Here is a 12,163-nt window from a genome sequence, read left to right as displayed (position 1 = left end):
CGCCGCCTCGGCCCGGCGCCGGTCACGCCCCGAGCCAGACGCGCCGGTTGCGCGCCACCGTGTGGATCCGGTCCACCCGCTCCGGGCGCAGCACACCGCCCAGCCCGCCGAGCCCGGGCACGTCCCGGTCCCGTAGCACCCGTACGTCCGCCGGCGGGTCGGCCTTCTCTACCTCGGCCGCGCCGACCAGCACCAGGACGGCCCACGCCCGCACGGGGAAGTCGCAGCCCCGCGAGAGCACGAGCGAGGACCGCGCCGCGCTGTGCCGGATCCGCCGGACGTACGGGCGGGGGTGGCGCTCCCCCGCGTAGCGGACGGCGGTGTCGTCCACCGTGAGCCGTGCCCCGTGGGCGGGCTCGGGGGCGACGCAGAACACGCCTCCCGGGCCGATCAGCAGATGGGGGATCACGGCGTCCCCCGGCAGGACGATCGAGTGGACGACCTCCCAGCCGCCGGCCGTCAGCAGCTCCAGCGCCGACCCGACGGCCTGCTGGGCGGCCAGCTCCCGGCGCCAGGTGTCCTCCACGGGCCGCCTGCCGAGCAGCCGGGCGAGCGCGAGCCCCACCCGGCCGGTCCGGGACGCGTCGAGCCGGGCGCGCAGGGTCTCCCCGGGCCGGTTCGGGGCGAGGTCGTCGTCGGGTGGGAGGAAAAGCCTCTCGGGGTCGTAAGCCCTTCCGTTCGCGCTCCTCTTCGCTTCCGGCCGCTCGCGCACGCCCATCACCCCCACCCGCCATACTGCCGCAGAAGTGCGGGAACCAACCCAATCGGACGTCCGTTGAACCGGTCGAGGCCCCGCGACATCCCCCCGATCGCGGGGCCTCGTCCATGCCCGGGCCGGCTGCGAAGGCGCGCACCTTATCGGCGGCGGTCCGCTCCTCGCGGGCCCTCGCCCCGGAAGTGACGTGGCACACAGCCGCCCGCCGGTTTCCTCCGGAGCGGCGGAGCCGCAGGTCGGCCCGGGGTTCCGGGGCCCGCCCGCCGGTGCGGCTTCCCAAAATCCCCTTGGCGATCAGCGATGGGCCCCTAACGTGCGGTGCCGCACAAGGAGGTGCCATGCGATCCCCGAAAGGCGCCGTACGTTCCCTCACCGGCACCGGTCTGGTCGTCACCGCCCTGGTGGCGACGGCGGCCGCGCTGCTCTTCCCCCTCTGGTCGTACCGCGACCGCGCGGGCCCCGGCACGGGCGCCGCCGATCTCACGGCGGGCTCGGTGTCCACCCGCTTCGGGCCGCTGTCGGCGGCCGACCGCGATTTCGTCGCCCGGGTCCGCCAGGCCGGGCTCTGGGAGCTGCCCGCCGGGCAGCAGGCCATGGAGCGGGGTGGCACGGCGGCCGTGAAGCGGGCGGGCGAGCATCTCGTCGAGGGCCACACCTCGCTCGACCGGCACGTCCGTGACGTGGCCGCGCGGCTGGGCGTCGACCTGCCCAGCCAGCCCACCGCCGAGCAGCGCGGCTGGCTGTCGGGGCTGGACGCCGCGCACGGCGCCGCGTACGACCGCGAGTTCGTGGGCGTGCTGCGGCTGGCGCACGGCCGGGTCTTCGCGCTGGTCGGGCAGATCCGCGCGGCCACCCGCAACGCGGCCGTGCGGGAGCTGGCCGAGGACGCCAACGCGACCGTCCTGGACCACATGAAGGTGCTGGAGGACACCGGTCTCGTCGACTTCGACGCCCTCGCGGCACGGCTGGGGGCACCGGCCGCCCCGCCGTCGCCCCCGGGTGCCGCCGTCACCGGACCGGCCCCGTCGGCCGTGACCCCATCGGCCGGGCCCCCGTCGTCCTCGTCGGTGTCCCCGCCCTCGCCCGAAGCACCGTCGCCCTCTCCCTCATCACAGGCCTCATCGCAGGCCTCCTCCCCCGCGTCCCCCTCACCCTCCGAAGGGAACTGAGCCGTCATGACCGCCGCCCACCGGCGCCGCCTCGGCGCCCGGCACCTGATCCTCCTCGCACTGCTCGCGTTACTCGGCTCGGCGGGCGCCTTCGCCGCCGTCACCGGCAGCGCCTCCGCCCACCCGAGCCCTTCGTCACCCAGAGTGACAGACCCCACTGACAGTCACACCCACGGCGGCCCCGCCCTCGCCGATTTCGCCGACATCCGCCGCGCCCGGCCCGACGCGCGCCCGCCCCGGAACCTGCCCTCCGCCTCCACCGGGACCTTCACCGCCCGCTGCGGCCGCAACGAGAACGGCCACCGCAACCCCGACAACTTCATCGTCACGCCGGGCGTGCGCAACGGTGCCCACCACCTCCACGACTACGTCGGCAACCTCTCCACCGACGCCTTCTCCACCGACGGCTCGCTGCGCGCGGCCGGCACCACCTGCGCCCGGGGCGACAAGTCGGCGTACTTCTGGCCCGTCCTGCGCCTGACGGGCGACTCCGAGAAGGAGGACGAGGCCGCGGACGAGGAGAGGACGGGAGACGGGAACGGCGGGAACTCCGGGCGCGTCCTGACCCCCGACAGCGTGGCCCTCACCTTCCGGGGCAACCCCACGGCCAAGGTCACCGCCATGCCGGAGGGCCTGCGCGCGATCACCGGTGACGCGAAGGCCTTCACCAACGGCGCCAAGGACGCCCGCGCCCGCTGGAGCTGCACCGGTTTCGCCGACCGGCACCTCACCGACAAGTACCCGCTCTGCCCGCGCGGCAGCGCGGTCGTACGGCTGCTGGACTTCCCCAGCTGCTGGGACGGGCAGCACGGCGACTCGGCCGGGCACCGCGCGCACCTGGTCTTCCCCGACGCCGCCACGGGCCGCTGCGGGCGCAGGCTCACGCCCGTGCCGCAGCTGCGCATGGAGCTGACCTACAGCGTTCCCCGGGGCCCGTCCTTCGCCGTGGACAGCTTCCCCGAGCAGCTCCGCAAGCCCGTCACCGACCACGCCGACTTCGCCAACGTCATGCCCGCCGGGCTGATGGCGACCGTCGTGCGCTGCGTCAACGACGGTCGGCGCTGCGGCTGAGCCGCCTCCGGCCTCTCTTCGGGCGCATCGCGCCCGACATCGCACCCCGGTGCTTTACTTCATCAACTGCTGGCCTAATTATCCCTTTTGCCGCATTACATATGAAGGGATAGCGCCAGTGCCACTGAGATCAGCAGCCCTGTACGGAACCCTCGGATCCCTGGTCCTCACAGGGCTCACCGGCCTCCCCTCCGCCCCGGCCCATGCCCTGGACGGGCGGGCCGAGGCCCGCGGCGTGGCCCAGGCGGCCAGGCTGGCCGCCGCCCGGGGCGTCGACTTCGACGACTGCCCCGCCTCGGAGGGCCTGCCCGCCCCCATCGAGTGCGGCACCGTGACCGTGCCGCTGGACTACGCCCACCCGGGCGGCAAGCAGATCAACCTCACCGTCAGCCGCGCCCGCGCCCTCGGCCGGGAGGAGGACCGGCAGGGCGCCATCGTCTTCAACCCCGGGGGCCCCGGCGGCAACGGCATGTTCTACCCGCTGCTCACCCGCCTCCCCCAGTGGCACAACGTCGCCCAGGAGTACGACCTGGTCGGCTACGCCCCGCGCGGCGTGGGCCGCTCCGCGCCGCTGTCCTGTGTGAGCCCGGCGGGCTTCGGCAAGGGCCCCACCCAGGCGCCCGAGCACCCCACCGAGGCGTACAAGAAGGAGCAGATCAAGAAGGCCAAGGCCTACGCCCAGGGGTGCGCCCGCCGCAACGGCACCGACCTGCGCCACTTCACCAGCCTCAACAACGCCCGGGACCTCGACGTCCTGCGGGCCGCGCTCGGCGAGCGGAAGCTGACGTACGTGGGCGCCTCCTACGGCACCTACTTCGGCGCCCTCTACGCCACGCTCTTCCCCACGCACGTACGCCGCATGGTCTTCGACAGCGTCGTCAACCCCGACCCCCGCAAGGTCTGGTACGACAACAACCTGGAGCAGTCCGCCGCCTTCGACCGCCGCTGGGCCGACTGGCGCCGCTGGGCCGCCCGGCACCACGCCGTCTACCACCTGGGACGCACCCCCCAGGAGGTGCTGGCCTCCTACGAGAAGGCGGTCCGCGCGCTGACCCGCCGGGCCGCCGGCGGCAGGGTCGGCCCCGGCCAGCTCCAGGGCGTCTTCCTCAAGGCCGGCTACACCGACAGCTTCTGGGCGAGCGCCGCGCAGGTCCTCTCCGCGTACCTCCAGGGCGACGACAAGCCGCTGCTCACGGTGGCCGGCGGCGGCGAGGCGGGCGCGCGGGCGGCCGAGAACGAGAACGCCGTCTACACGGCCGTCGAGTGCAACGACACGCCGTGGCCGAGCTCCTGGGAGGTGTGGAACCGCGACAACAGCAAACTGGCCGAGCGGGCGCCGTTCGAGACATGGAGCAACGCCTTCATGAACCTGCCGTGCGCCTACTGGCAGGAGCCCCGGCAGAAGCCGCTCGACGTCAGGCTCGGCCGGAAGTCCGGGCTGCCGCCGACGCTGCTGCTGGCCGCCGAACGGGACGCGGCCACCCCGTACAAGGGCGCGCTGGAGCTCCAGAAGCGGCTCCCGGGCTCGTCCCTGGTCACCGAGCGGGACGCGGGCACCCACGGCATCGGCGGCGGGCCCAACACCTGCGTCAACCGCTACCTGGAGACCTACCTGCTGACCGGCGAGGTCCCCGCGCGCCGCGTCTACTGCGGGCCCCGCCCGGAGCCGCGCGCCACGACGTGACGCACGGCGAAGGCCGGGCCCGCCGCCGGACGGCGGGCCCGGCCTTCGTCATCGGGTTCAGGCGAGCCCGGCCACCAGGTCGGCCACGTCCTTGCGGCGGCCCGTGTAGAACGGGACTTCCTCCCGCACGTGCATCCGCGCCTCGGAGGCCCGCAGGTGACGCATCAGGTCCACGATGCGGTACAGGTCGTTCGCCTCGAAGGCGAGGATCCACTCGTAGTCGCCCAGCGAGAACGAGGCGACCGTGTTGGCCCGGACGTCGGGGAAGCCGCGCGCCATCTTGCCGTGGTCGGCGAGCATGCGACGGCGGTCCTCGTCGGGCAGCAGGTACCAGTCGTAGGAGCGCACGAACGGATAGACGCTGACGTAGTCGCGCGGGGTCTCGTCGGCGAGGAACGCCGGGATGTGCGACTTGTTGAACTCGGCGGGGCGGTGCAGCGCCATGTTCGACCAGACCGGCTCCAGGGCGCGGCCCAGCTTGGTGCGGCGGAAGCGGTTGTACGCGTCCTGGAGGGCGTCCGAGGTCTCGGAGTGCCACCAGATCATCACGTCGGCGTCGGCCCGCAGACCCGACAGGTCGTAGGTGCCGCGCACCGTGACGTCCTTCTCCGCCAGCTGGGCGAAGAGCTCCTCGACCTCTTCGGCGTAGCCGGCGCGGTCCTGCGGCAGCACGTCGCGCAGCTTGAACACCGACCAGAGGGTGTAGCGGATGACCTCGTTGAGGTCCTTGGCCTTCTTGCCGGCGTTCGGGATCTTCACAGGGGCGTCAGAGGCGTCAGTCATGTCCCTATTCTCACTCGCCGCCGCCGGCGCCTTCCGTCAGGGTCGGCGCGAGGGCCGCCAGGACCTCGTCGGCGGCCCGCCGGCCGCTCGCGATGCAGGCGGGGATGCCCACGCCGTCGTAGGCGGCCCCGCAGACCCGCAGGCCGGGCATGCGGGAGACCTGCTCACGGATGCGGGCGACCCGGGTGAGGTGGCCCACCGGGTACTGCGGCAGACCGCCGTACCAGCGGGTCACCCGGGTCTCCACCGGTGCCGCCGCGAGGCCGACGGCGTCGCCGAGGTCCTTCAGCGACATCGATACCAGCTCGGAATCCTCGCGCTTCAGATCCTCCTCGTCGCCAAACCGCCCGATCGAGGTACGCAGCACGAAGAGGTCCGGGGCGGAGTCGGCGTTCCAGCGCCATTTGTTGCTGGAGAACGTGGACGCCTTGATCTTGCGGCCGTCGACGGGCGGCACAAGGAAGCCGCTGCCGTGCAGCAGCCCCGCCACGTCGGAGCGGCGGAAGGCCATGGTGACCAGGGCCATGGAGGCGTACTCGACCTCGGCGAGCTCCGCCACGGCGGCACCGGCGCCCGCGGCCCGCGCCGCGACCGCGATGATCCGGGCCGCGTCGGGCGCGGGGGTGGCGACGACGACGCCGTCCGCCGCCAGGACCTCGTCCGCCAGCTCGACCCGCCAGCCGGCGCCGGAGCGCCCGACCGCCACGACGGGCGCTCCGGTGCGGACCGTGCCGCCCTTCGCCCGCACCGCGTCCGCGACGGCGCCCGGCAGCAGTCCGATGCCGCCCTCGATACCCATGAAGACCGGGCCCTGCTGCCGCGGCGCGGCGGCCGCCCGCTCCTGGAGCGCCCGTACGGCCGCGGTCAGGGTGCCGTGCTCGCGCGCCGCCTCGAAGAGCTGGGGGACGGCGGTCCGCAGGGAGATGCGGTAGGCGTCGCCCGCGTAGACGCCGCCGAGCAGCGGCTCGACCAGCCGGTCGACGACCTCGTGGCCCATCCGCTCGGCGACGTAACCGCCGATGGCGACGTCCTCGCCGAGCTCGGAGGGCGGCAGCTCCTCGTCCTTCGCGACCCGGGCCAGGCCCTCGGCGGACAGGACGCCGGAGGCGGCCACCTCGGCGAGGTCGCCGGGGACGCCCATCATGTGGCCCTTGGGCAGGGGGCGCAGCTCACCGCGGGTCCAGAGCGAGGCGGTGGCGGCGGGCGGCGTCAGCCGGCCGCCGAGGCCGGCCGCGCGGGCCAGGTCCACGGCCTCGGGGCGGCGCGCGAGCACCGACTCGGCGCCCAGGTCCACGGGCGCGCCCGCGATCTCGCCCGCGAGCAGCTTTCCGCCGACGTGCCCGGAGGCCTCCAGGACCGTCACCCGCGCTCCGCCCTCCAGCAGCCGCAGGGCCGCCGCCAGGCCGGAGACGCCGCCGCCGATGACCACCACATGCCGCGAAGGGGTGTGCTCTGCGCTCATGCCTCCACTGTCTCAAACCGCCCTTCCGGGCCGGTCGGCACCCCATTGACAGTGATCGGCACCGGGCCGAGACTCGCGCGCAACAACGCCCGTCCCGCACAACGCCCGTCCCACTCGCCACGAACGTTTACGGAGATCCCATGAACGACCGCATCCGGGATGTGTACATCGTCGACGCCGTCCGCACCCCGGTCGGGAAGTACGGCGGCGCCCTCGCCCCGGTACGCCCCGACGACCTGGCCGCGCACGTCGTGCGCGCCCTGCTGGACCGGTCCCCCGGGCTCGACCCCGCCCGGGTCGGCGACGTGGTGCTGGGCAACGCCAACGGCGCGGGCGAGGAGAACCGGAACGTGGCCCGGATGGCGGTCCTGCTCGCCGGGCTGCCCGTCTCCGTGCCGGGCGCGACCGTCAACCGGCTGTGCGCCTCCGGCATGGAGGCCGTCGTCCAGGCGTACCGGGCCGTCGCCCTGGGCGACGCGTCCGTAGTGATCGCGGGCGGGGTGGAGTCGATGAGCCGCGCCCCCTGGGTGCTGCCCAAGCCGGAACGGGCGTTCCCGGCCGGTCACCAGGAGCTGTACTCGACGACGCTGGGCTGGCGGATGACCAACCCGGCCATGCCGCCGCAGTGGACGGTCCCGCTCGGCGAGGGCGCCGAGCTGATCGCCGACAGGCACGGCATCACCCGCGAGGAGCAGGACGCCTTCGCGCTCGCCAGCCACCGCAAGGCGGCCGAGGCGTGGCGGGACGGCCGCTACGACGCCGAGGTCGTGCCCCTGGAGGGGGTCGCCCTGGCCCGGGACGAGTCGATCCGCGACAGCACCTCGGCGGAGGCGCTCGCCGCGCTGAAGCCCGCCTTCCGGAAGTCCGGCGGCACGGTCACCGCGGGCAACTCCTCGCCGCTCAACGACGGCGCGGCGGCGCTGCTGCTCTGCGACGAGGAGGGGCTGCGGGAGACCGGCCGCGAACCGCTGGCGCGGATCCGGGCCACGGCGGTCACCGGCATCGAGCCGGACCTCTACGGCCTCGGGCCCGTCGAGGCGGTGCGGCGGGCGCTCGCGAAGGCGGGGCGGACGTTCGCGGACGTGACGGACTTCGAGCTGAACGAGGCGTTCGCCGCCCAGGCGCTGGGGTGCCTCGCGGAGTGGCCGGAGCTGGACCCCGCCGTCGTCAACCGGCGCGGCGGGGCGATCGCCGTCGGCCACCCGCTGGGCTGCTCGGGCGCCCGGCTGACGGGCTCGGTCGCACACGCCCTCGCGGCGGCGGGATCCGGGACGGGGCTGGCGGCGCTGTGCGTCGGCGTCGGCCAGGGGCAGGCGCTGGTCCTCGAACGCTGACCGACAATCGCCGGTCCGGCGGGGACGCGGGGGATCACCGCCGCCGGACCGGGGTAGGCCATGGCCATGGCAGCGCCCGAAGTGTTACGCGAAGAGACGACGACACCTGCCCCCGAGCCCTATCTGGGCCCCGCCGAACGCCATCCCCGCCAGCCGCTCGTGCCGCTCGCGCTCTCCCCGGGCGCGGTCGAGCTGACCGCGCCCGTGTTCGGCGCGGCCGATGTGAGCCCGCTGGACGCCGATCTGACGCGGCAGCACCCCGGTGAGCCGATCGGCGAGCGCGTCACGGTCTCCGGCCGGGTCGTGGACGGCCGGGGGCGCCCCGTGCGGGGCCAGCTGGTGGAGGTGTGGCAGGCCAACGCCGCCGGCCGCTACACCCACCGGCTCGACCGCCACCCGGCGCCGCTCGACCCGAACTTCACCGGAACCGGCCGCTGCCTGACCGACGACGAGGGCCGCTACCGCTTCACCACGATCCGGCCCGGCGCCTATCCGGTCTTCCCGCACGCGAACGTCTGGCGCCCGCCGCACGTGCACTTCTCGCTGTTCGGCACGGCCTTCACCCAGCGGCTGGTCACCCAGATGTACTTCCCCGGCGACCCGCTCCTCGCCCACGACGGGGTGTGGCACTCCGTCGCCGACCCCGCCGCGCGGCGACGGCTGGTCGCCGCCTACGACCCCGGGCTGAACGACCCGGCGGCGGCCACGCTCGGCTACCGCTGGGACATCGTCCTGGACGGCCCCGCCGCCACCCGCTCCGAGGAGGGCCGCCACTGATGCCGTCGTCGCGCGCCACGCCGTCCCAGACCATCGGGCCCTTCTACGGCACGGCCCTGCCCTTCCCGGGCGGGGGTGACGTCGCCCCCACCGGCCACCCCGACGCGATCACCGTCCACGGCCGGGTCCTCGACGGCGAGGGCGTCCCGGTGCCGGACGCGCTCCTGGAGTTCTGGCAGGCGGCCCCTGACGGCTCCCTCACCGGCTCCCCCGGCAGCCTCCACCGCGACGGCGCCCGCTTCACGGGCTTCGCCCGCGTCCCCACGACCGGCGACGGCCACTACGCGCTGCGCACCCTGCCACCGCCGGAGGGGGCGCCGTATCTGGCGCTGTGCCTGTTCGTCCGGGGGCTGCCGCGGCATCTGTTCACGCGGGTGTACTTCCGGCTGCCGGAGGACGACGCCCTGCTGGCGGCGCTGGCGCCGGAGCGGCGGGACACGATGCTGGCGGCACCTGAGCCGGGCGGGCATCGTACGTACCGCTTCGATGTGCGACTGCAGGGGGACGCGGAGACGGTGTTCCTTTCCCCTACCCGCCCCTTCCCGTAACCGGGGCTCCGCCCCGGACCCCGGTCCTCAAACTCCCCCAGCTACCGCTGGGAGGTGCCCCCAACGGGCTGAGATCAGCCCGTCCGGCGTTTGAGGACACCGCGCGAGGGGCGGGGCTGGGGCGAACTACACCGCCGTACGGGCGTGCACGTACTCGACCAGACGCGTCAGCGCGTCCGGATCGGTGCTCGGCATGACGCCGTGGCCAAGGTTGAAGACGTGCCCCTCCAGCCCGCGCGCCGCCGCGAGGACCTCGTCCGTCTTCGCCTCGACCGCCTCGCGCGGAGCGAAGAGCACCGTCGGGTCCAGGTTGCCCTGGAGCGCCTTGCCGGGGCCCACCCGCCGGGCGGCCTCGTCCAGCGAAACGCGCCAGTCGACGCCGACGACGTCCGCGCCGGCCTCGCCCATCAGGCCCAGCAGCTCGCCCGTGCCCACGCCGAAGTGGATGCGCGGCACGTCGTAGCCGGCGACGGCGTCGAAGACCTTGCGGGAGGCGGGCATGACGTAGCGGCGGTAGTCGGCGGGGGCGAGGGCGCCCGCCCAGGAGTCGAAGAGCTGGATCGCGCTCGCGCCGGCCTCGATCTGGACGCGCAGGAAGGCGGCGGTGATGTCCGCGAGACGGTCGACCAGGTCGGCCCACAGCTGCGGGTCGCCGTACATCATGGCCTTGGTGTTCTCGTACGTCCGCGACGGGCCGCCCTCGATGAGGTAGCTGGCCAGCGTGAAAGGCGCGCCGGCGAAGCCGATGAGGGGCGTGGTGCCCAGCTCGGCGGTGAGCATGCCGATGGCCTCGGTGACGTAGGGGACGTCGGAGGGGTCGAGGGCGCGCAGCCGGTCCAGGTCGGCGCGGGTGCGGACGGGCTCGGCGACGACCGGGCCGACGCCGGGCTTGATGTCGAGGTCGACGCCGATGGCCTTCAGCGGCACCACGATGTCGCTGAAGAAGATCGCGGCGTCGACGCCGTGCCGGCGCACCGGCTGGAGGGTGATCTCGGTGACGAGCTCGGGCCGCATGCAGGACTCGAGCATGGGGATGCCCTCGCGCACCTTGCGGTACTCGGGGAGCGAGCGGCCCGCCTGCCGCATGAACCACACGGGGGTGTGGGGCACGGGCTCACGGCGGCACGCCTTCAGGAACGCCGAATCATGTGCCGCGGTGCGGCCGGTCTGCTGCTGGCTGCGCTCACTCATGCCCCAAATCTTCGCACGGGCCGAACGAGTGACCCGCCCGTGTGGGTGTCCCTACCCGGAACAGGGCGTCCTTCCGCCTAGTCTTCCGGGCATGGCTGCGGCGCAGGGACACCTCTCGGACGGTCCGGACGACGCGGATGGGGAGGACACCCCGTCCGTCTTCCGGCAGGCGGTCGCGGGGTTGCAGGGGGTACGCCTCCGCCCCGAGATCGAGCTGGACGCGACACCGCCGCCCCAGCGGCTCGCCCCGTACTCGTACGCGCTGGAGGCGGCGGTCGTCGTGGACGACCAGGAGCTGGCGGACGGGCGGCTGATCCTGCTGCACGATCCGGCGGGGCATGACGCCTGGGGCGGCACGTTCCGGCTGGTGACGCTGGTGCACGCGGAGCTGGAGCCGGAGATGGCGGCGGACCCGCTGCTGCCGGAGGTGTGCTGGTCCTGGCTGACGGGGGCGCTGGAGGCGCGCCGGGTGCCGTACGCGGCGATCAGCGGCACGGTGACGCGCGCCGGCTCGCACTACTTCGGGGGGCTGCGGGAGCGGGAGCCGTCGACGCGGATCGAGATCCGGGCGTCGTGGTCGCCGGCCCCGGCGAAGGGCCCGGGCCCGGCGGGTGTCGAGCGGGCGGCGCCGGACACGGCGGCGCACCTGTCGGCGTGGTGCGACCTGCTGTGCCAGATCGCGGGGCTGCCGCCGGGGGGCGCGCCCGAGGCGGGGATCGTGACGCTGCCGCAGCGGCGGGGGCCGCACAGCAGCCGCTGAGGACCGGTCGGCTTCCTGACGAACCACCCCTGACCGGCGGTTTTCGGTCAAGGGTGGTGGGTGATCCGGTCATGATTCCGACCGGGAAACAGTCGAATCGATCGGGCAATCGTCTCAATTGCCCGAATTGTTACTCATCAATTCGTGATCATTCCCTAAAGCCGGGCCCTTTCATTGCCGAAGGACCTTGTGACCCTTCCCATACGGATCGCCCCGGCTTATCCCCAAAGTCGGCACCGTCCCGCCACTCCCCCCACTGGAGGCCTGGTGTCCGTTCTCCTCGAGCAACCCGCTAGCCTCGCCTACCGCCCGAACAAACCCACGGCCATGGTCGTCGTCGCCGACCCCCGGGTCCGCTCCACCGTCACCCGCCATCTGTGGGCGCTGGGCGTGCGCGACGTGATCGAGGCCTCGTCCATCGCGGAGGCCCGGCCCCGCATCGGCAACCCGCGCGACATCTGCGTGGCCGACGTCCACCTGCCCGACGGCTCCGGCCTGACGCTGCTCTCCGAGACCCGCGCCGCGGGCTGGCCCAATGGCCTGGCCCTGTCCGCCGCCGACGACATCGGCGCCGTGCGCAACGCCCTCGCGGGCGGCGTCAAAGGCTATGTCGTCACCGGAACCCGTACGAACCTCGGCATCCCCGGCCGCCCCGGGGCCGCCCCCATC

The 12,163-nt window shown here is 74.1% G+C and carries 12 protein-coding genes; 8 read left to right on the top strand and 4 right to left on the bottom strand.

The window, feature by feature from the left end; all coding sequences use genetic code 11:
- Positions 1-22 precede the first annotated feature (22 nt).
- Positions 23-712 (bottom strand): nuclease-related domain-containing protein, encoded by a 690-nt coding sequence (locus tag K6I33_RS22655; protein WP_229356055.1) that lies wholly within the window; start codon positions 710-712, stop codon positions 23-25.
- 341 nt (positions 713-1,053) lie between these two features.
- On the opposite strand from K6I33_RS22655, the gene K6I33_RS22650 reads away from it, so the two are divergent.
- The 3 genes from K6I33_RS22650 (at position 1,054) to K6I33_RS22640 (ending at position 4,639) form a co-directional block, all read left to right on the top strand.
- Positions 1,054-1,884 carry a DUF4142 domain-containing protein gene (locus K6I33_RS22650; RefSeq protein ID WP_229356053.1) on the top strand — a complete coding sequence of 277 codons (831 nt, stop codon included), beginning with the start codon at positions 1,054-1,056 and terminating at the stop codon, positions 1,882-1,884.
- Positions 1,885-1,890: 6 nt separating this feature from the next.
- Positions 1,891-2,955, top strand: coding sequence for a DUF1996 domain-containing protein (locus K6I33_RS22645; RefSeq protein WP_229356051.1), 1,065 nt, complete (start codon positions 1,891-1,893; stop codon positions 2,953-2,955).
- A 124-nt stretch (positions 2,956-3,079) separates the two neighbouring features.
- The gene (locus K6I33_RS22640; protein ID WP_229356057.1) at positions 3,080-4,639 is read left to right on the top strand and encodes an alpha/beta hydrolase; all 1,560 of its coding nucleotides are present in this window, start codon (positions 3,080-3,082) and stop codon (positions 4,637-4,639) included.
- A gap of 57 nt (positions 4,640-4,696) precedes the next feature.
- On the opposite strand, the gene hemQ is transcribed toward K6I33_RS22640, so the two are convergent.
- Positions 4,697-5,422: a hydrogen peroxide-dependent heme synthase gene (hemQ, locus tag K6I33_RS22635; RefSeq protein ID WP_229356050.1), complete on the bottom strand. Its 726-nt coding sequence runs from the start codon at positions 5,420-5,422 to the stop codon at positions 4,697-4,699.
- A gap of 10 nt (positions 5,423-5,432) precedes the next feature.
- Entirely contained in the window at positions 5,433-6,884 is a 1,452-nt protein-coding gene (hemG, locus tag K6I33_RS22630; protein ID WP_229356048.1) for a protoporphyrinogen oxidase, read from the bottom strand.
- Positions 6,885-7,024: 140 nt separating this feature from the next.
- Here hemG and K6I33_RS22625 point away from each other — a divergent pair, with 140 nt between their 5' ends.
- From K6I33_RS22625 to pcaG, 3 genes are all read left to right on the top strand, one after another.
- The gene (locus K6I33_RS22625) at positions 7,025-8,218 is read left to right on the top strand and encodes a thiolase family protein (RefSeq protein WP_229356046.1); all 1,194 of its coding nucleotides are present in this window, start codon (positions 7,025-7,027) and stop codon (positions 8,216-8,218) included.
- Positions 8,219-8,284: 66 nt separating this feature from the next.
- On the top strand, positions 8,285-8,995 hold the full coding sequence (gene pcaH / locus K6I33_RS22620) for a protocatechuate 3,4-dioxygenase subunit beta (RefSeq protein ID WP_229356044.1): 711 nt from the start codon (positions 8,285-8,287) through the stop codon (positions 8,993-8,995).
- Positions 8,995-9,543, top strand: a complete 549-nt coding sequence (gene pcaG, locus K6I33_RS22615; RefSeq protein ID WP_229356042.1) for a protocatechuate 3,4-dioxygenase subunit alpha — start codon at positions 8,995-8,997, stop codon at positions 9,541-9,543. The genes pcaH and pcaG overlap by 1 nt, the downstream gene beginning before the upstream one ends.
- Before the next feature lie 126 nt (positions 9,544-9,669).
- On the opposite strand, the gene hemE is transcribed toward pcaG, so the two are convergent.
- On the bottom strand, positions 9,670-10,734 hold the full coding sequence (gene hemE, locus K6I33_RS22610; protein ID WP_229356040.1) for a uroporphyrinogen decarboxylase: 1,065 nt from the start codon (positions 10,732-10,734) through the stop codon (positions 9,670-9,672).
- Positions 10,735-10,825: 91 nt separating this feature from the next.
- Here hemE and K6I33_RS22605 point away from each other — a divergent pair, with 91 nt between their 5' ends.
- Both K6I33_RS22605 and K6I33_RS22600 read left to right on the top strand, forming a co-directional pair.
- Positions 10,826-11,494, top strand: a complete 669-nt coding sequence (locus K6I33_RS22605) for a DUF3000 domain-containing protein (protein ID WP_229356038.1) — start codon at positions 10,826-10,828, stop codon at positions 11,492-11,494.
- A gap of 267 nt (positions 11,495-11,761) precedes the next feature.
- Positions 11,762-12,163: response regulator (locus K6I33_RS22600; protein WP_229356036.1), on the top strand; the 402-nt coding region annotated here is incomplete at its 3' end.

Source organism: Streptomyces sp. UNOB3_S3, from assembly GCF_020740895.1.
Lineage (GTDB): Bacteria > Actinomycetota > Actinomycetes > Streptomycetales > Streptomycetaceae > Streptomyces.
Note: the sequence above shows the minus strand (reverse complement) of the source record. Positions and strands in the feature narration are given on the sequence as shown.